Genomic DNA, 19,301 nt, shown 5'->3' with positions numbered 1-19,301 from the left:
GGGCGGCGGTGCTGCGGATGCCGCTCGGCCCGCCCCCCGCCGAGGCCGGCGCCGCCGCCCTGGCCGCCGGCGCCACCGACCTGACCGCCCTGCGCGCGGCGCTGGAGCAGGTGGAATGCCCCCTGCGCGAGACCGCCACCAACCTGGTCTTCGCCGATGGCCACCCGGAAAGCGGGCTGATGCTGGTGGGCGAGGCCCCGGGCGGCGACGAGGACCGCCTGGGCCGCCCCTTCGTCGGCGCCTCCGGGCAGCTGCTGGACCGCATGCTGGCCAGCATCGGGCTCGACCGCGCGCGGGCCGAGCCGGGGCGCGGCGCCTACATCACCAACATCCTGCCCTGGCGCCCGCCCGGCAACCGCACGCCCACGGATGCCGAGATCAACCTCTTCCTGCCGCTGGTGCTGCGCCACATCGCCCTGGTGCGGCCGCGCCATGTCGTGCTGCTGGGGGGCACCTCGACCAAGGCGCTGCTGCGGGCGAAGGAGGGCATCACCCGCCTGCGCGGCCGCTGGCACCGGCTGGAGGAGGGCACCGCCGCCCTGCCCACCCTCCACCCCGCCTATCTGCTGCGCAACCCGGCCGCCAAGCGCGAGGCCTGGGCCGACCTGCTTCTGCTGCGGCGCACGCTGGACGCGGAAAACACCCCCGAATCTCGCCTGGAATAAACGAATCTTGATGGAAGTTTTGGCCCCAAACCCCTGATTTTGGGGTGATTCGTCTCACTTCACGGGATTTGTCCCGACAATCGGAGTTGCCCTGAGGGTTTACGATCTTTAACGCCGTTCAGGCCATGCGAGCGTTCTGCACCATGGCCCTGCGTCCACGCCTCCTGGCCTTCGGGCTGGGGGGCGCGGCGTCGCTGTGGATGGGGGCTCAGGTTCCCGCCATGGCGCAACGGGCCGGAGAGACCGCCCCCCTTGAGCGGGCTTCGATCAACCTTCCCACCCCTTCCCCCATGCGGGGCGAGGCGGGCCTTCCACAGCCCCTGGCCCAGGCGGATGCCGAGCGGCTGCGCCGCATCTTCGCCCTGCAGGCCCAGGGCGCCTTCCCCCAGGCCCAGCAGGAGGCCGAGCGGCTGGCTGACCGGCGCCTGCTCGGCCATGTCCTGGCCGACCGCTGGCGCCAGCCCGGCGCGCCCGAGCCCTCGCTGCCCGAGCTTTACGCCTGGCTCGCCGACTATGCGGACCACCCGGACGCCGCCTGGGTCCACGCCCTGCTGCGCCGCCACCTGCCGCGCAACGCGCCGCACCCGCCGGCCCCGCCCGATGCCTTCCTCGCCCCCGACGCCGATGCGGTGCCGGAGGAAACCCCGCCCCCCGGCCGCGACTACAGCCGCGACGCCCGGCTGGACCGCGCCGTGCAGGCCCGCCTGGCCGATGGCGATGCCGAGGCCGCCCTGGCCGCCATCGGCCGTGGCGCCACCGGCGCCTATGCCGCGCAGCTGCGCGCCGAGGTGGCACTGGCCCTCTTCCACCGCGGGCGGGATGAGGAGGCCTACCGCATCGCCACCGCCGCCGCCCAGGCCGAGCCGGGGCAGGCCTATCCCGCCTATGTCGCCGGCCTTGCCGCCTGGGGGATGGGGCAGGCGGAGCTGGCCCTGGCCCGCTTCGAGGCGGCGGCGCGCGCCGATACCGCAACCCCCGCCCTGCGCGCCGGCGCCGCCTTCTGGACGGCGCGCTCGGCCATCCGCACCCGGCGGCCCCAGCTCTACGTGCCCTGGATGCTCCAGGCGGCGCAGGAGCCGCGCACCTTCTACGGGCTGATCGCGCGGCGCATCCTGGGCCTCGCCCCCGGCTTCGCCTGGGAGCGCGAGGCGGAGGCCGGCAGCGAGGGCGCCGCCCTGGCCGAGACCGCCTCCGGCTGGCGGGCGCTGGCCCTGCTGCAGATCGGCCAGCGCGACCGGGCGGAGGCCGAGCTGCGCCGCCTCTGGCCGGTGGCGCAGGGCAACCCCGCCCTCTCCGCCGCCATGCTCGCCGTGGCGCGCGATGCGGGACTGACGGACCTCGCCGCCCAGGTCGCCGCCCTGGCCCAGACCAGCGATGGCCGCCCGCGCGACTATGACCGCTTCCCCCTGCCGCGCCTGCAGCCGCTCGGCGGCTTCCGCGTCGATCCCGCCCTGCTCTACGGCCTGGCGCTGCAGGAAAGCCGCTTCGACCCGCGCGCCGTCTCCGCCGCCGGGGCGCGCGGGCTGATGCAGATCATGCCCGCCACCGCCGCCTATATCGTGAAGGAGACCGGCCTGCCCGGCGCCGCCCGCGCCCGGCTGCACGACCCCGCCTTCTCGCTGGAGCTGGCGCAGCGCTACCTCGCCCTGCTGACCACGCGGGAAGTGGTGGATGGCGACCTCATCCGCATGCTGGCCGCCTACAACAACGGGCCGGGCAATGTCGGCCGCTGGGCGCCCAATGTGCGGCACCAGGACGACCCCTTCCTGTTCGTCGAATCCATCCCGGTGAACGAGACCCGCGCCTTCGTGCAGCGGGTGCTGGCCTATTCCTGGATCTATGCCAGCCGCCTCGGCCTGCCGGCGCCCAGCCTGGATGCCCTGGCGGCCGGGCAGTTCCCGCGCTTCGACACCACGCCCATGGAGGTGGCGGAGCAGCCGCCGCCACGCGGGACGGGGCGCTGAAAGCAGTTTTGTCACAAAACTTCTTTTTCTGAAGAAAAAGAAGCAAAAAGACTTTTTTTCAGCTTGGCGTCCCGCCCCATCCCTGCGGCGGGACGCCAGCGGATAAAAGTTTTTTGGTTCTTTTTTTCAAAAAAGAACATTTTTACTGCATATTTTCAACACCACAACCCAAACCGATTCATTACGCACGCGCTCCCGCAAAGGTTGCGAAAGCTTCACGGCCATGCCATCCCGCCGGGAAGGGGGCTGCGTCCGCCGCACGGCGCGCGCGCAGGCCCGCCCCGCGCGACCGCCAGGATGGCCCATGAGCACGCCTTACCGCCGCATCCGCCTCATCACCGCCGGCGTGGCTGCCGCCCTGCTGGCCCTGTTCCTCGTGGGCGGGCTGGCCGCCCTGCGGGTGATGCAGGATGGCCGCACCCAGCGGGAGGCGATGGACTCCAGCTACCAGACCGTCACCCTGCTGCTGGAGCTGCGCAACCAGATCTTCGAGACGGTGGTGGCGCGCAACCTGGCCATCGGCGGCCAGGGCGCGGAGCAGCGGGCGGGCTACCGGGCGGCGGTGGCCCGGCTGCGCGAGAAATTCGCCATCCTGCGCGTGGCCCAGGAAAGCTCAGAGCAGGAGATCGAGACCTCCAATCTCGGCCGCAACCTTGAGGTCCTGCTGATCCGCCTGGACGAGACCATGCAGATGGACCCGGCGACGGTCGATCTCGGCGGCCTGCTGCGCGAGGCGAGCGCCATCCGCTCCACCCTCACCGCCCAGGTGGACAGCCTGATCCAGGCCGAGCGCGCGGATCTGGAGGACTTCAACCGCCACTACCTGGAGCGGGTGGAACAGATCCGCACCGTGCTGCTCCTGCTGGTGCTGGCGGCGGCGGGCATGGCGGTGGCGGCGGTGTGGGGGCTGCACCGGCATCTGCTTGCCTCCGCCGGGCGCTTCCAGGCGCTGGAACAGGCCAACCGCGAGACGGAAGCCGCCAATGCCGCCCTCTCCGAGAGCCGGGGCCGGCTGCAATCCATCCTCGACCACGCGCGCGACCCGATCCTGCTGGTGGATGCGGAGGAGCGCGTCCAGCTCGCCAACAGCGCCGCCGCCGGGCAGTTCCTGCTGCCGCTGGACCGGCTGGTGGGCAGCCGCATCCGCGCCCTCATCCCCGGCTATGGCCTGCGCGCGGGCGAGGTGCAGGCGCGCCGCGCCGATGGCACCGGCTTCCCGGCCGAACTCTCCCTCGGCGCCTATGCCGAGGGCGGCGCCGTCTGCATCCTGCGCGACGTGACGGAGCGCCACCGCCTCGACGCGCTGAAGAGCGAGTTCGTCTCCACCGTCAGCCATGAGCTGCGCACGCCGCTCACCTCCATCCGCGCCTCGCTCGGGCTGGTGATGGGTGGCGTCGCCGGCGACCTGCCCGAGCCGGTGCGCGAGCTGCTCGACATCGCCCACAAGAATGCCGAGCGGCTGGTGCTGCTGGTCAACGACATCCTCGACATCGAGAAGATTGAATCCGGCCGGCTCGACTTCCAGCGCGAGCGCGTCTCCGCCCTCGGCCTGCTGGAGCAGGCGGTGGCCGCCAATGCCGCCTATGGCGCGCAGTTCGGCGTCACCTTCCGCATCGAGCCGGGGGCGCGCGACGCCCAGGTCTATGCCGATGTCCAGCGCATCCAGCAGGTGCTGGCCAACCTGCTCTCCAACGCCGCCAAATTCTCCCCGCGCGGCGGGGAGGTCGAGGTGGCGCTCTCGGTCGATGCCGGCAATGCCGTCTTCCAGGTGCGCGACCACGGCCGCGGCATCCCCCCCGATTTCCGCGGCCGCATCTTCCAGCGCTTCGCCCAGGCCGATTCCTCGGATGCGCGGCAGAAGGGCGGCACCGGGCTCGGCCTGTCGATCAGCAAGGCGATCGTCGAGCACCATGCCGGCACCATCGGCTTCGCCGACGCGCCGGGCGGCGGCACGGTCTTCCACTTCTCCCTGCCGCGCCTGGTGGAGCGGCTGGAGATGCCGCTGCCCGCCCCCGCCGGCCGCCGCCGCGCCCTGATCGTCGAGGATGACGCCGACATCGCCCGGCTGCTGCGCCACATGCTGGACGCCTATGGCTGGGACAGCGAGGTGGCGTACAGCGCGGCCGAGGCCTTCACCTGGCTCGACCGCGGGCATTTCGACGCCATGACCCTGGACCTGCTGCTGCCGGACGAGGATGGCCTCTCCCTCTTCCGCCGGCTGCGGCGGCGGCCGGACGGGCATGCCCTGCCGGTGGTGGTGATCTCCGCCACCGCCGACCAGGGCCGGCGCGTGCTGAACGGCGATGCCGTGGGGGTGGTGGACTGGCTGGACAAGCCGATCGACCCGGCGCGGCTGCGCAAGGCGCTGCGCACCGCGCTGCGGCCGGTGCTCACCCCCGGCGGCGGCCCGGCCAGCATCCTGCATGTGGAGGACGACCCGGATATCCGCCGCGTCGTCTCCGCCGTGATGGGGGACGAGGCGCGCATGGTCCCCGCCCGCAGCCTGGCCGAGGCGCGCGCGGCCCTGGCCGCCGAGGGGCCCTTCGCCCTGGTCATCATCGATGTCGGCCTGCCCGATGGCAGCGGGCTCGACCTGCTGCACGAGCTGCGCGGCCTCGCCCCGCCGCCGCCGGTGCTGATCTTCTCGGCCAGCGACATGGATGCGCGCACCACGCGCAGCGTCGCCGCCGCCCTGGTCAAGAGCCGCACCGACAACCGCGACCTGCATGACACCATCCTGCACCTGATCGAGGGCACGCCGGCGCCGCGCGGTCGGGCGTCCCAGCCCTCTCCCCAGCCCTCTCCCCAGCCCTCCCCGCTGCAGACCACGGAGCCGAGGCCATGAGCGACGAACCCCTCTCGCGCATCCTCTATGTCGAGGATGACGGCGATGTGCGGCATCTGGCCAGTTTCGCGCTGAAGGCGGTCGGGCGATTCGTCGTCGAGGCCTGCGCCTCGGGCGAGGAGGCGCTGGCCCGCGCCGAGGCCTTCGCCCCGCAACTGCTGCTGCTGGATGTCATGATGCCGGGCATGGACGGCCCCACCACGCTGGAGCGGCTGCGCGCCCTGCCGGGCCTGGCCGAGACGCCGGCCGTCTTCATGACCGCCAAGGTGCAGCCGCAGGAGGTGGCACGCTACCGCGCCCTCGGCAGCCTCGACGTCATCTCGAAGCCGTTCGACCCGATGACGCTCTCCACCACCGTGCGCGAGATCTGGGCCCGCCGCCATGTCGCATGAGGAGACGGAGGCCGCCGCCGAGCTGCGCGCGGCGCTGCGCCGGCTGCGCGCCGATGGCGTGCAGCGCCTGGGGGAGCGGGTGGCGGAGCTGGTGGCGGGCTGGTCCGCGCTCTGGGCCAGCCAGGCGCCGCGCCGCCCCCAGCACCCGCACCTGCCCCAGCCTCTGCCCCCGCATATCCCCTGGGATGCCGCCACGCGCGGCGCGTTGGCCGAACTGGCCGCCGCCGCCCACCGCCTGGCCGGGGCGGGCGGCACCTTCGGCTTCCCCGCCCTCTCCACCGCCGCAGCACCGCTGGAGCTGATCCTGCTCGGCCTGGGCGAGGAGGCGGCGCCGGGCGGCGACCGGCTGCGCCAGGCCGGCATGCTGGTCGAGGCCGTGCGCAAGGCCTGGGAGGCCGGCCCCGACCCCGCCGCCGAGGCCGCCGCCGCCGAGCCCGGCACCGCCACGCCGGAGGAGAGCGAGCCCGTCTTCCTCTTCGCCGAGCCGCAGGAGCGCGCGACGCTCTCGGCCATCATCGCCAATCTCGGCTATGGCGTGCTGCGCGTGCCCGATGCCGTGCTGCCGGAAGGCGCCCTGGCCGAGAGCGAGCGCCTGGCCGCCATCGTCATCGACGATGCCGTGCCCGGCGCGCTGGAGGCCTGCCGCCACCTCGCCGGCCGCGCGCCGCTGGTGCTGCTGGCCGGCGATACCAGCTTCGCCGCGCGGCTCGCCGCCGTGCGCGCCGGCATCGAGGCCGTGGTGCCCAAGCCGCTCGACGTCAACGAACTGGCCGACTGGCTGGACCATTTCGCCGGCAGCCGCAGCGAGGCCGGCCCCTCCATCCTGGTGGTGGATGACGACGCCGTGCTGGCCGAGGCCTATGCCCTGGCCCTGCGCCAGGCGGGGATGCAGGCCACCGTCATCTCCGACCCCGCCCGCGCCATCGAGGCGATGTCCGCCCTCACCCCGGACCTCGTGCTGATGGATGTGCAGATGCCCGGGGTGGATGGCATCGAGCTGGCCCGCATCCTGCGCCAGAGCCGGCGCAACCTCTCCCTGCCCATCCTCTTCCTCTCGGCCGAGAAGGACGAGGCGCGGCAGATCCTGGCCCGCCGCCTGGGCGGGGATGACTTCATCGCCAAGCCCGTCGATCTCGGCCGGCTGGTCACGCTGGTGCGCATGCGCGCCGAGCGCGCCCGCGCCCTGCGCGCCGTGATGGAGACGGACAGCCTGACCGGCCTGCTCAACCATGCCCGCTTCAAGGAGCGGCTGGAGCTGGAGCTGGAGCGCGCCCGCCGCCACGGCATGGCGATGAGCCTCGTGCTGCTCGACCTCGACCACTTCAAGAGCGTCAACGACACCCATGGCCACCTGATGGGGGACCGGGTGATCCGCGGCCTGGCGCGCAGCCTCCAGCGCCGGCTGCGCCGCACCGACGTGATCGGCCGCTATGGCGGGGAGGAATTCGCCGTCCTGCTGCTCAACACCGCCCCCGACGCGGCGCGCGCCATCATCGATGGCATCCGCGAGCGCTTCGCCGCCACCCCCTTCGAGAATGGCGGCACCCCGCTGCGCGTCAGCTTCAGCGCCGGGGTGGCCGGGATCGAGGCCGGCAGCCCCGGCACCGGGCCGCAGCCCTGCGATGCTGGCGCCGGGCCGGAGGCGATGATATCGGCCGCCGATGCCGCGCTCTACGCCGCCAAGCGCGCCGGGCGGAACCGGGTGATGCAGGCCGCCACCGTGGGCTGAGCCCGCCCCCCCCCAGCGGCGCGAGGAAGGCGCGAGGAAGAGGATCATCATGCCGATCGACGAATCGCTGCGCTTCCTGCCCGTCTCCATCGCCGTGCTGACGGTCTCGGACACGCGCGACCTCGCCACCGACCGCTCCGGCGCCCTGCTGGCGGAGCGCATCGAGGCCGCCGGGCACCGGCTGCACAGCCGCCAGATCGTGCGCGACGAGCCGGACGCCATCGCCGCCGTGCTGCGCGGCTGGGTCGCCGATCCCGGCGTGGATGTGGGCATCACCACGGGCGGCACCGGCATCACCGGCCGCGACGTGACGCCCGAAGCCTTCAGCCGCGTGCTGGAGAAGGAAATCACCGGCTTCGGCGAGCTGTTCCGCATGCTCAGCTACCAGAAGATCGGCACCTCCACGATCCAGTCCCGCGCCCTCGGCGGAGTCGCGGGGGGGACCTACCTCTTCGCCCTGCCCGGCTCCTCCGGCGCGGTGAAGGACGGGTGGGACGATATCCTGCGCTTCCAGCTCGACAGCCGGCACAAGCCCTGCAACCTCGTCGAGCTGATGCCCCGCCTGCAGGAGCATCTGCGGCAGGGGTAAGGGAAAGGGAGGAAGGGTTCTTTTTGGAAAAAGAACCAAAAACTTTTTTTCAGTGAGGGGAATGGGAAAGCCCGGGGCGGGGCTGCCTTCATTTTGCCGCCAGTTCTGTGGAAAACCCCCCCGCCCCGGCGCACAGGGCCAAAGAATTGGCTAATCTGTGCGCAGACCTTTCCTGAATGTGGAGCCGCCCGCATGGACCACCCGCTTCCCGCCACCGCCAAGGCGCCCGTGAAGCTTCGCCCCGGCGTCGTCACCGGCGCCGACTACCTCGCGCTGCTCGATGCCTGCCGCGAGGGCGGCTATGCCCTGCCGGCGGTGAACGTGGTCGGCACCAACAGCATCAACGCGGTGCTGGAGGCGGCGGCGAAGAACAAGTCCGACGTCATCATCCAGCTCTCCAACGGCGGCGCCCGCTTCTTCGCCGGTGAGGGCTGCCCCGATGCCGCCGCCGCCCGCGTCCTCGGCGCCGTCTCCGCCGCCCAGCACGTCCACACCGTGGCCGCCGCCTATGGCATCTGCGTCGTCCTGCACACCGACCACGCCGACCGCAGCCTGATCCCCTGGGTCAACGGCATGCTCGACCACGGCGAGGCCTTCATGCAGCGGACCGGCAAGCCGCTCTTCTCCTCGCACATGCTCGACCTCTCGGCCGAGCCGCTCGATGTGAACATCGCCGAGTGCAAGCCGGTGCTGGCCCGCATGGCCAAGCTCGGCATGAGCCTGGAGATCGAACTCGGCGTGACCGGCGGCGAGGAAGACGGCATCGGCCACGACCTCGAGGAAAGCGCCGACAACGCCCACCTCTACACCCAGCCCGAGGACGTGCTGAAGGCCTGGGAAGAGCTCTCCCCCATCGGCCATGTCACCGTCGCGGCCTCCTTCGGCAATGTCCACGGCGTCTATGCCCCGGGCAATGTCAAGCTGCGCCCGGAGATCCTGAAGGCCTCCCAGCAGGCCGTCGCCGCCCGCTTCGGCGGCGGCGACAAGCCGATGAGCCTGGTCTTCCACGGCGGCTCCGGCTCGGAGAAGGACAAGATCGCCGAGGCCGTCTCCTACGGCGTGTTCAAGATGAACATCGACACGGACACGCAGTTCGCCTTCGCCGAGCCGGTGGGCGCCTATGTCCAGGCCAGCCCGGTGGCCTTCACCCACCAGATCGACCCGTCCAACGGCAAGCCCACCAAGAAGCTCTACGACCCGCGCAAGTGGCTGCGCGCCGCCGAGAAGGGCGTGGTGAAGCGCCTGGACGAAGCCTTCGCCGATCTCGGCTCCGCCGGCCGCACCCTGGCGGGCTGACGGAGGGGTTTCCAAAGGCCTCAGGCCTTTGGCCGGGAGAGTTTGAGAGGGGCGACGCCCCTCTCAAGAAAAGCGCGCCGCCCTAGAACAGCGCCATCTGGCGCGGTTCCCTGGCCTCGGGCGGGGGGGCGAAGCGGGTGCAGTCCAGCCCCTCCCCCTCCCGCTTCTCCAGCCCAAGGCGATGCGCCGCCACGCGGAAGCGGCGCGCCAGCATCTCGGCATAAGGCCCGGTGCCGGACATGCGCTGGGCGAAGTCGCTGTCATAGACCCGCCCGCCCCGCGTCTGCCGCACCAGGGAGAGCACCTTCTCCGCCCGCTCCGGCAGGTGCTGGCGCAGCCAGTCCTCGAACAGCCCGGCGATTTCCAGCGGCAGGCGCAGCAGCACATAGCCCGCCCGCGTCGCCCCCGCCGCCGCCGCGCGCTCCAGGATGCGCTCCAGTTCCATGTCGTTCACCGCCGGGATCATCGGCGCGGCCAGCACCGCCGTGGGGATGCCGGCTTCCGTCAGCCGGCGCAGCGCCTCCAGCCGCCGCTCCGGCGTCGCCGCCCGCGGCTCCAGGATGCGCGCCAGCCCGGCATCCAGCGTGGTGACGGACAGGCACACCCGCGCCAGCCGCCGCTCCGCCATCCGCCCCAGGAGATCGAGATCCCGCAGGACCCCGGCCGATTTGGTGATGATGGTCACCGGGTGGCCGAAGCGTTCCAGCACCTCCAGGATGGCGCGCGTCAGCTTCAGCCGCCGCTCCACCGGCTGGTAGGGGTCGGTGTTGGAACCGAGCGCGATGGGGCGCGGCACATAGCCCGGCTTGCGCAGTTCCTTCTCCAGCAGCGCCGCCACCTCGGGCTTGAACTGCAGCTTCGTCTCGAAATCCAGCCCTGGCGAGAGGCCGAGATAGGCGTGGCTCGGCCGGGCATAGCAATAGACACAGCCATGCTCGCAGCCGCGATAGGGGTTCACCGCGCGGTCGAAGCCGATATCGGGCGAGCTGTTCCAGGCGATGGCCGAGCGGCTGGCATCGCGGATCAGCGTGGTGGGCAGCGGCGGTAAGGCCCCGAAGGTGTCCTCCAGGGTCTGCCAGCCATCATCGAAGGCTTCCAGCGCCAGCCGGTCGAAGCGCACCGGCGGGTTGCTGGTGGCGCCACGCCCCTTGCGCACGCCCTCCAGCAGGGCGGAGGCGGCACCGCGAAGGCTGCCATCCGGCATCGTGGGTTCCCCTTGCGTTCGCGCGACTCTTTCTCCCGCCCCGCCGCGAAGTCAAGAACAGGATGCGAACATTTCCTTCCGCCCGCCACTCGCCCGGCCGGGGGCGCGAATCGCCGGGCAGGGCTGGCCAGAGGAGGAGAAAAGAAGGAGAACACCTTCTCCCCTCCCGCAGGACGCCCCCCATGCTGCCAGAGACCCCTGCCCTGCTCGTCACGCTGGGCGCCGCGCTGGCGGCCGGGCTGGCGCGCGGCTTCTCGGGCTTCGGGGCGGCGCTGATCTTCATTCCCCCGGCCAGCGCGGCGCTCGGGCCGCAGGTGGCGGCGCCGCTGCTGCTGTTGGTGGACAATGTCACCACCCTGCCCCTGCTCCCCCCGGCCTGGCGCCTGGCCAACCGGCGGGAGGCGATGACGCTGGCCGGTGGCGCCCTGCTCGGCGCGCCTTTCGGGGCCTGGATGCTGCTGCACCTGCCGGGGGATCTGCTGCGCTGGGGCATCTGCGTCCTGGCGGTGGCGATGCTGGCGCTGCTGGCCTCGGGCTGGCGCTATCACGGGCGGCCGGCGCTGCCGCTCTCGCTCGGGGTGGGGGCGGCCGCGGGCCTGTGCTCGGGGGCGGCGCAGCTCGGCGGGCCGCCGGTGGTGGCCTACTGGCTCGGCGGCGCCCTGCCCGCCGCCCAGGTGCGCGCCAATCTCGTGCTGTTCTTCGCCCTCAACGGGCTGATCAGCGCCGCCATCTACCTGCTGGGCGGGCTGCTCGGGCCGCGGACGCTGCTGCTGGCCGCGCTGATGGCGCCCGTCTACGCGCTCGGCATCTGGGGCGGCAGCCGCCTCTTCGGGCTGGCCAGCGAGGCCACCTTCCGCCGCGCCTGCTTCGTGCTGATCGGCCTCGCCGCGCTGCTCGGGCTGCCCCTCTGGGATGGGTTGAAGTGATGTTTTTGCAGAATGTTCTTTTTTGAAAAAAAGAACCAAAAAACTTTTATCAGTTCAGCGTCCCGCCGTGCCGGGAGACGGCGGCAGCCTGAAAAAGTGTTTTTGCTTCTTTTTATTCATAAAAAGAAGAATACTGACAAAACCTAATCCCTCAATAACACCGCCAGACTGTGCATGATGGCCGCGGTGGCGCCCCAGACATAATGCTCATCATGGGGCCAGACGTAGAAGCTGCGGCGTTCGCCTTTCCACAGGGCGGTCCGGCGCTGCGGCAGGGCGGGGTCGAGCAGCGGGGCCAGGGCGTATTCGAAGGCCTGCTCCACCTCGTCGGGCGAGGGCACGAGGCTGAGCGGCGGCTCCAGCAGGGCGAGGACGGGGGTGACGTGGTAGCCCGTGCCCGTCACATGCCCGGGCAGGCGGCCGAGCAGGCGGGGCAGGCGCGGGTCCAGGCCGATTTCCTCGGCGGCCTCGCGCAGGGCGGCCTGCTCCGGGTTCTCGCCCGGCTCGATGCGGCCGCCGGGGAAGGCGACCTGCCCGGCATGGCTGGAGAGCCGCGCGGCGCGCAGGGTCAGCAGCAGGGTGGGGCTGGGGTGCAGCACCACGGGCACCAGCACGGCGGAGGGCTTGGCGCCGGGCGGCACGGCCTCGTCCCCCGCGGCGGCGCGCGCGAGGCGGGCGGGGTCGGCGAGGCGGCGCGCCACCTCCGCCGCGTCGAGAGGCGGGGGCAGCGGCACAGGCGCCAGGGGGGAGAGGGGCACGCTCACTCGGCGGCGGCGCCGTGCGCGGCGGGGGCCTCGTCGATGGGGAAGAAGACGCCTTCGCTCCACACCCCCATCACCTCGCGCCCGCCCAGGCGCTCGGTCTCGGCGAGGGCGACCAGCTCGTAGAAGACGGCGCGGTTGATGCGGGCCTCCAGGCCGGGGCGGACGGTGACATAGGGGCGCGGCTCGCGCGAGCGGCCCTCGATGGCGACGCGGATGGGGTGGTCGGCGTCGGCGGTGACCATTTCATCGAGGTTGGTGCGGAAGGTCAGGCACTGCCGGCCGGCGCATTGCCGCCAGAAGACCTCGACGGCGACGAAGGGGGCATCCTCGACCTCGATGGTGCCGCGCTCGGCCGGGGTCTCCAGCCAATAGGTGCCATCGGCCTCGCGCCGCAGCACGGAGGCGAAGAGGCAGACGAGTTCCTTCCGCCCGATCGGGCTGCCGCGATAATGCCAGGTGCCATCGCGGGCGATGCGCATGTCGAGCGCGCCGCACTCCACCTTCTTCCGCCCCGGTGGGGGCGGCTTGGGCGCGGCGGCCCTGGGTGGGGGGCCGGAGGCGTCGTCCTGCGTGCGCGGGCAACACCCTTTTTCAATCCCGGTTTGTTTCAATGCTTCGTCCATGCGCCCGGTGGTCATAGGCTTCCCCAAGTCTTGCTCCTGGCAGAAGGGGCGGGCTGGCCAAGACGGGCCGGCTTCCCATATCGGTCTATATAAGGAGGCTCAGCGGCATGGTTGAAGTGGCAGACACCACGGATCCCAACATCCTCCTCGCGGAGGTCGAGGCGCTGGGCAACCGCCTGGCGCGCGTGCGGCAGGCGGTGGGGCGCGTCATCTTCGGCCAGCCGGAGGTGGTGGAGCAGGTGCTGATCACCATCCTCTCCGGCGGGCATGTGCTGCTGGTGGGCGTGCCCGGCCTGGGCAAGACCAAGCTGGTCGAGACGCTGGGCACCGTGCTGGGGCTGGCGGAAAGCCGGGTGCAGTTCACCCCGGACCTGATGCCGGCCGATATCCTGGGCAGCGAGGTGCTGGAGGAAACGCCGGAGGGCCGGCGCGCCTTCCGCTTCATCCAGGGCCCCATCTTCTGCCAGCTGCTGATGGCGGACGAGATCAACCGCGCCAGCCCGCGCACGCAGTCGGCCCTGCTGCAGGCGATGCAGGAGCGCAAGGTGGCGATGGGCGGCACGGTCCACCCCCTGCCCGCCCCCTTCCACGTGCTGGCCACCCAGAACCCGATCGAGCAGGAAGGCACCTACCCCCTGCCCGAGGCGCAGCTGGACCGTTTCCTGCTGGAGGTCGAGGTCACCTATCCGGACGAGGCGGCGGAACGCGCCATGCTGCTGGCCACCACCGGCGCGGCCGAGGCGAAGGCGGAACCGGCGATGACGGCGGTGGAGCTGATCGCCGCCCAGGGGCTGATCCGCCGCATCCCGGTGAGCGAGGCGGTGCTGGACGCCATCCTGAAGCTGGTGCGCGGCGCGCGGCCGGAGACGGCCAGCCTGCCCGCGGTGCGGCAGCACCTGGCCTGGGGCCCTGGCCCGCGCGCGGCCCAGGCGCTGATGCTGGCCAGCCGCGCCCGCGCCGTGCTGGATGGCCGCCTCGCCCCCAGCGTGGAGGATGTGATCGCCCTGGCCGAGCCGGTGCTGCGCCACCGCATGGCGCTGAACTTCGCCGCCCGCGCCGATGGCGTGAAGCTCGCCGATGTCATCGGCGCGCTGAAGGCCAGCCTTGGCTGAGCCGCACCCCCCGGGCGGGGCCGCCCCCTCGCCTTCGGCCGCCCCCATGGCTTCCCCCGTGGCGGCACCCCTGGCGGCACTCCGCGCCACGGCGCTGGGCAGCCGCCTGCCGCCGCTGGTGGTGGCGGCGGAGCGCGTGGCGGCCACGGTGATGCAGGGCGTGCATGGCCGCCGCCGCGCCGGCCAGGGCGATGCCTTCTGGCAGTTCCGCCCCTATGCCAGCGGCGACGCGCTGGCCCGCATCGACTGGCGGCAGAGCGCCAAGTCCGACCGCCTCTATGTCCGCGAGACGGAGTGGGAGGCGGCGCAGAGCGTGGCGCTGTGGCGCGATGCCGGCCCCGGCATGTCCTGGCGCGGCGGCGCCGATCGGCCGGAGAAGCGCGAGCGCGCCGACCTCCTCCTGCTGGCCCTGGCCAGCCTGCTGCTGCGCGGCGGGGAGCGGGTGCGGCTGCTGGGGGAGCGGCGGGCCTGGGCCGGGCGCGGCGCCCTGGCCTCGCTGGCCGAGGCGCTGCCCCGCCACACCCCGCCCCCGGCGGATGACGCCATTCCCCGCCATGCGCGGGCGGTGCTGCTGGGCGATTTCCTGGCGCCGCTGGAAGAAACCCGCGCCCAGGTGGCGGCGCTGGCGGCGCGCGGCGTGCGCGGCCATGTGCTGCAGGTGCTCGACCCGGCGGAGGAAACCCTGCCCTATGCCGGGCGCGTCCGCTTCGAGGGTGTCGGCGCCGTGGCGGAACCCGCGCTGCTGTTACCGCGCGTTGAGGGCATCCGTGCTTTGTATGCGGAGCGGCTGGCGGCGCACCGCGCCGGGCTGGCGGCGATCGCGGGCGCGGCGGGCTGGTCCTTCGCCACCCACCGCACCGATACCCCGCCGGAGGCGGCGCTGCTGGCCCTTTGGCAGGCCCTCGCCCCCGCCGGATGACACCGCAGGGCCCCCGGCAGAGGGGCCGGGAAACACGCCAGGACCATGGAACCTGGGAGGAGCAGGACTGAACCGGCCCAGGGATGGCGCGCCGCGGGTGGCGCGCCGCCCCGGCCCCGTGATGGAAGGCAGCGGCACAGGATGCGTCGCACATGATGAGTCTGGGCCCGATCGGCTTCGTGGTTCCCTGGCTGCTGCTGGCCCTGCCGGCGCTGCCGCTGATCTGGTGGCTGCTGCGCGTCACCCCGCCGGCGCCACGGCGGCAGGCCTTCCCCGCGCTGCGCCTGCTGCGCGACCTGCCGGCGGCGGAGGAAACCCCGGCCCGCACCCCCTGGTGGCTGCTGCTGCTGCGGCTGGCCGCGGCGGCGCTGATCATCCTGGGCCTGGCCCGGCCGGTCTGGGCGCCCGGCGGCGGCGGCGCGCAGGGCGAGGGCCCGCTGCTGCTGGTGGTGGATGATGGCTGGGCCAGCGGGGCGGACTGGGCCGCGCGCATGGCCGCCGCCCAGGCCGCGCTGGATGGCGCGGCGCGGGACGGGCGGCGGGTGGCGCTGCTCGCCACCGCCCCGGCCCAGGCCGATGGCACGCCCCCCACCCCCACGGCGCTGATGCCGGCGGAGGCGCTGCGCGCCCGGCTCACCGCGCTGCGGCCCAAGCCCTGGGCGCCGGACCGCGCCGCCGCCCTCTCCGGCCTCGCCCTCTGGCGGCAGGCCAATCCCGGTGGCTTCACCAGCCTCTACATCGCCGATGGGGTGGAGCATCAGGCGGAAGGCCCCGCCTCTTCCGCATCGGGCTTTTCGGCTTTGGCGCGCACCCTGGCCGAGGCCGGGCCGCTGACTCTGGCCGAGGCGCCGGCCCATGCCGCGCGCGTGCTGCTGCCGCCGCGCGCCGAGCCGGAGCGGCTTCACCTCGCCCTGCGCCAGACCCCGGCGCCGCTGGCGGGGGAGGTGGCGGTGCTGGCCCGCACCGGCGATGGCCGCGCCCTGGCCCGCGCCACCATCCCGGTGGCCGCCGGCGCCAGCGCGGGCGAGGCCACGCTGGACCTGCCGCTGGAAATCCGCAACCAGATCACGCGGCTGGAGATCGAGGGCGAGGACAGCGCCGCCGCCGCCGTGCTGCTGGATGAACGCTTCCGCCGCCGCCCGGTGGGGATGATCGGCCCCGCCGAGCAGGGCGGCAATACGCCGCTGCTCGGCCCGCTCTACTACCTGGAGCGCGCCCTGGCGCTGAGCGCCGAGTTGCGCCAGGGCAGCGTGGCGCAGCTTCTCGCCCGCCAGCTTTCCGTGCTGGTGCTGGCCGACCGCCCGGTGGCGGAGGGGCAGGAACGCGCCGCCCTCACCCGCTGGGTGGAGCAGGGCGGCACGCTGCTGCGCTTCGCCGGGCCGCGCCTGGCCGAGAATCCGGACCCGCTGCTGCCGGTGCGCCTGCGCGCCGGGGAGCGGCAGCTGGGCGGCGCCCTCTCCTGGGAGAAGCCGCAGGGTCTGGCCCCCTTCGCCGAAAGCTCGCCCTTCGCCGGGCTGGCGGTGCCGGCGGAGGTGGCGGTTTCCACCCAGGTCCTGGCCGAGCCGGGGCCGCAGCTTTCGGACCGCACCTGGGCGCGGCTGGCCGATGGCACGCCGCTGGTCACCGCCGTGACGCGCGGGGCGGGGCGGATCGTGCTGTTCCACGTCACCGCCAATGCCGACTGGTCGGACCTGCCGCTCTCCGGCCTGTTCATCGGCATGTTGCAGCGGGTGGTGGCGCTCTCCTCCGGCGTGGCCGGGGCGGAGGGCGAGGCGCCGCTGGCGCCGCTGGAGACGATGGACGGCTTCGGCCGGCTGGGCCCGGCCCCGGGCGGGGCGGGGGCGATCCTGGCCAGCCGCTTCGCCGCCACCGCCCCCGGCCCGCGCCATCCGCCCGGCTGGTATGGCCTGCCCGGCGAGGGCGGGGAGCGCCGGGCGCTGAACCTCTCGGCCAGCCTGCCGGCGCCGCGCCCGCTGGCCGCGCCGCCGCCGGGCACGGTGCGGCAGGCCATTGGCGGCGTGCCGGCGGAGCGCGACCTCGGCCCCTGGCTGCTGGCCGCCGCGCTGGTGCTGCTGGCGGTGGACCTGCTGCTTTCCCTGGCGCAGCGCGGGCTGCTGGGGCGCGGGGCACGGCTGGCGGCGCTGCTGCCGCTGCTCTGGCTCGCCACGCCCGCCCAGGCGCAGGAAGCCGGGCTGCCGCTGGCCACCCGCATCGGCTACGTCACCACCGGCGACACGGCGGTGGACGAGGTGGTGCGGCAGGGCCTCACGGGCCTGTCCGACTATGTGAACCGCCGCACCGCCGCGGCCCTGGCCGAGCCGCTGGCCGTGCGCCCCGGCCAGGACGATCTTTCCTTCCTCCCCCTGCTCTACTGGGCGGTGACGGGGGAGAGCCCGGACCCGGATGCCGGTGCCCTGGCGGCGCTGAACGAGTTCATGCGCAATGGCGGCATCATCCTGTTCGACACGCGCGATGAAGGTTCGGGCGAGGGGTTTTCCCCCGGCGCGCGGGAGGCGCTGCGCCGCATCACGCGCGGGCTGGCCATCCCCCCCTTGACCCCGGTGGCGCCCGAGCATGTGCTGACGCGCTCCTTCTACCTGCTGCCGCCGGACCTGCCGGGCCGCTTCGCTGGCGGGCAGGTATGGGTCTCCCGCCAGGAGGACCGCGCCAATGACAGCGTGACGCCGGTGATCATCGGCGGGCATGACTGGGCGGGGGCCTGGGCTGTCGATGCGCGCGGCCAGAACCCTTACGCGGTGATCCCTGGCGGTGCCCGGCAGCGCACCCTGGCCTATCGTTTCGGCGTGAACCTCGTGATGTACGCGCTGACCGGCAACTACAAGGGCGACCAGGTGCATGTCCCCGCCATTCTCGAAAGGCTGGGCAATTGACCCGGCCCACTGAAGGCGGGGTCCGGGGTGGCCCTGCCACCCCGGTGGGGGTCCAGGGGGCAAAGCCCCCTGGGGGGGCGGGGGTCCAGGGGGCAGAGCCCCCTGGCAAAAGGAGCTAGATCATGCGCCAAGCCATTTCCGGCCTCGATTTCGCGCCCATCCTGCCGCTCTGGCTGCTGCTGGCCCTGGCCGCCCTGGCCCTGCTGGCCCTGGCCCCCGCCCTCTGGCGGAAAGCGCGGGGCACCGGCTGGCGCGCCCTTTCCTTCGCCATCCTCCTCCTTGCCTTGGCCAATCCCCGCCTCGTGGAAGAGAGCCGCGAGACCCGCCCGGACATCGCCCTGCTGATCCAGGACCGCAGCGATTCCGCGCGGATCGGCCCGCGCGCCGCGCAGATGGATGCCGCCCGGGCCGCGCTGGAGCAGGCCGCCGCGCGCTTCCCGGACCTTGAGCTGCGCAGCGTGGACCTGCCCGAGGGCGGCCGCCAGGGCACGCGGCTCTTCTCGGCGATCGACCGCGCCCTGGCCGATATTCCGCGCAGCCGGCTGGCCGGCGTCATCGCGCTGACGGACGGGCAGGCGCATGACATTCCGGCGCAGCCCGGCTTCGAGGCGCCGCTGCATTTGCTGCTGCCCGGCCGGCCGGGGGAGGTGGACCGGCGCATCCGCATCCTGGAGGCGCCGGGCTATGGCATTGTCGGCCGCAGCGTCGATCTGCGGCTGGTGGTGGAAGACCTGGGGGCCGAGGCGCCGCAGGGCGGGGCCGTGCGGCTGACGCTGCGGCGCGATGGCGCGCCGCCCCGCGTCGAAAGCGTGCCGGTGGGCCGCGAGCACCGCATCACCCTGCCGATCGAGCGCGGCGGGCCGAGCGTGGTGGAGATCACCGCCGAGGCCCGGCCGGGCGAGGTCTCCACCCTGAACAACCGCGCGGTGGTGACGATCAACGGCGTGCGGGACCGGCTGCGGGTGCTGCTGGTCTCGGGCGAGCCGCATTCCGGGGAGCGCACCTGGCGCCGCCTGCTGAAGGCGGACCCGAATGTGGACCTCGTCCACTTCACCATCCTGCGCCCGCCCGAGAAGGACGACCTGACGCCGCTGAACGAGCTGGCGCTGATCGCCTTCCCGGTGCGCGAGCTGTTCCAGGTGAAGCTGCGCGAGTTCGACCTGATCGTGTTCGACCGCTTCAGCAATCGCGGCATCCTGCCGCCAATGTATCTGCGCAACATCGCCGATTATGTGCGCGGTGGCGGCGCGCTGCTGCTCTCGGTGGGGCCGGAATTCCTGGGGCCGACCAGCCTGGCCGCGACACCGCTGGGCAGCGTGCTGCCGGCGCGGCCGCTGGCGGGCAATGCCGGGCTGGGGGGGGGGGGCGTACGGCCCCCGGGG

Annotated in this window: 14 protein-coding genes and 1 pseudogene; 12 read left to right on the top strand and 3 right to left on the bottom strand. The window is 73.1% G+C overall.

Going from position 1 to position 19,301, the window contains the following annotated elements; translation table 11 throughout:
- The 7 genes from NON00_RS12200 to fbaA all read left to right on the top strand — a co-directional run.
- Positions 1 to 665: uracil-DNA glycosylase (locus tag NON00_RS12200; protein WP_256021241.1), on the top strand; the 665-nt coding region annotated here is incomplete at its 5' end.
- 221 nt (positions 666 to 886) lie between these two features.
- Entirely contained in the window at positions 887 to 2,629 is a 1,743-nt protein-coding gene (locus tag NON00_RS12195; RefSeq protein WP_256021239.1) for a lytic transglycosylase domain-containing protein, read from the top strand.
- Between the two features lie 304 nt (positions 2,630 to 2,933).
- Positions 2,934 to 5,474, top strand: coding sequence for a response regulator (locus NON00_RS12190; RefSeq protein WP_256021236.1), 2,541 nt, complete (start codon positions 2,934 to 2,936; stop codon positions 5,472 to 5,474).
- Positions 5,471 to 5,866 carry a response regulator gene (locus tag NON00_RS12185; protein ID WP_256021233.1) on the top strand — a complete coding sequence of 132 codons (396 nt, stop codon included), beginning with the start codon at positions 5,471 to 5,473 and terminating at the stop codon, positions 5,864 to 5,866. The genes NON00_RS12190 and NON00_RS12185 overlap by 4 nt, the downstream gene beginning before the upstream one ends.
- Positions 5,856 to 7,595: a diguanylate cyclase gene (locus tag NON00_RS12180; protein ID WP_256021230.1), complete on the top strand. Its 1,740-nt coding sequence runs from the start codon at positions 5,856 to 5,858 to the stop codon at positions 7,593 to 7,595. The genes NON00_RS12185 and NON00_RS12180 overlap by 11 nt, the downstream gene beginning before the upstream one ends.
- A 49-nt stretch (positions 7,596 to 7,644) precedes the next feature.
- Entirely contained in the window at positions 7,645 to 8,184 is a 540-nt protein-coding gene (gene moaB, locus NON00_RS12175; protein ID WP_256021227.1) for a molybdenum cofactor biosynthesis protein B, read from the top strand.
- Between the two features lie 192 nt (positions 8,185 to 8,376).
- Complete coding sequence (fbaA, locus tag NON00_RS12170; RefSeq protein WP_256021225.1) at positions 8,377 to 9,480, top strand: class II fructose-bisphosphate aldolase; 1,104 nt, start codon at positions 8,377 to 8,379, stop codon at positions 9,478 to 9,480.
- Between the two features lie 82 nt (positions 9,481 to 9,562).
- On the opposite strand, the gene NON00_RS12165 is transcribed toward fbaA, so the two are convergent.
- Entirely contained in the window at positions 9,563 to 10,684 is a 1,122-nt protein-coding gene (locus NON00_RS12165; protein WP_256021224.1) for a PA0069 family radical SAM protein, read from the bottom strand.
- A gap of 182 nt (positions 10,685 to 10,866) precedes the next feature.
- On the opposite strand from NON00_RS12165, the gene NON00_RS12160 reads away from it, so the two are divergent.
- A complete protein-coding gene (locus tag NON00_RS12160; protein WP_256021222.1) occupies positions 10,867 to 11,610 on the top strand; it encodes a sulfite exporter TauE/SafE family protein in 744 nt (247 codons plus the stop codon).
- A 143-nt stretch (positions 11,611 to 11,753) separates the two neighbouring features.
- Here NON00_RS12160 and NON00_RS12155 read toward each other — a convergent pair whose 3' ends face one another.
- Both NON00_RS12155 and NON00_RS12150 read right to left on the bottom strand, forming a co-directional pair.
- Complete coding sequence (locus tag NON00_RS12155; RefSeq protein WP_256021219.1) at positions 11,754 to 12,374, bottom strand: CoA pyrophosphatase; 621 nt, start codon at positions 12,372 to 12,374, stop codon at positions 11,754 to 11,756.
- Positions 12,371 to 12,997, bottom strand: coding sequence for a DUF1285 domain-containing protein (locus NON00_RS12150; RefSeq protein WP_370688709.1), 627 nt, complete (start codon positions 12,995 to 12,997; stop codon positions 12,371 to 12,373). The genes NON00_RS12155 and NON00_RS12150 overlap by 4 nt, the downstream gene beginning before the upstream one ends.
- Before the next feature lie 107 nt (positions 12,998 to 13,104).
- Here NON00_RS12150 and NON00_RS12145 point away from each other — a divergent pair, with 107 nt between their 5' ends.
- The 4 genes and pseudogenes from NON00_RS12145 to NON00_RS12130 all read left to right on the top strand — a co-directional run.
- Positions 13,105 to 14,109: a MoxR family ATPase gene (locus tag NON00_RS12145; RefSeq protein WP_256021214.1), complete on the top strand. Its 1,005-nt coding sequence runs from the start codon at positions 13,105 to 13,107 to the stop codon at positions 14,107 to 14,109.
- Positions 14,110 to 14,155: 46 nt separating this feature from the next.
- Positions 14,156 to 15,028, top strand: coding sequence for a DUF58 domain-containing protein (locus NON00_RS12140; RefSeq protein ID WP_256021213.1), 873 nt, complete (start codon positions 14,156 to 14,158; stop codon positions 15,026 to 15,028).
- 155 nt (positions 15,029 to 15,183) lie between these two features.
- Positions 15,184 to 17,919: a DUF4159 domain-containing protein gene (locus NON00_RS12135; protein ID WP_256021245.1), complete on the top strand. Its 2,736-nt coding sequence runs from the start codon at positions 15,184 to 15,186 to the stop codon at positions 17,917 to 17,919.
- Positions 17,920 to 18,041: 122 nt separating this feature from the next.
- A pseudogene (locus tag NON00_RS12130) lies at positions 18,042 to 19,301 on the top strand (hypothetical protein); the annotation flags it as partial.

This window comes from Roseomonas sp. GC11, assembly GCF_024437745.1.
In the GTDB taxonomy this organism is placed as follows: domain Bacteria; phylum Pseudomonadota; class Alphaproteobacteria; order Acetobacterales; family Acetobacteraceae; genus Pseudoroseomonas.
Note: the sequence above shows the minus strand (reverse complement) of the source record. Positions and strands in the feature narration are given on the sequence as shown.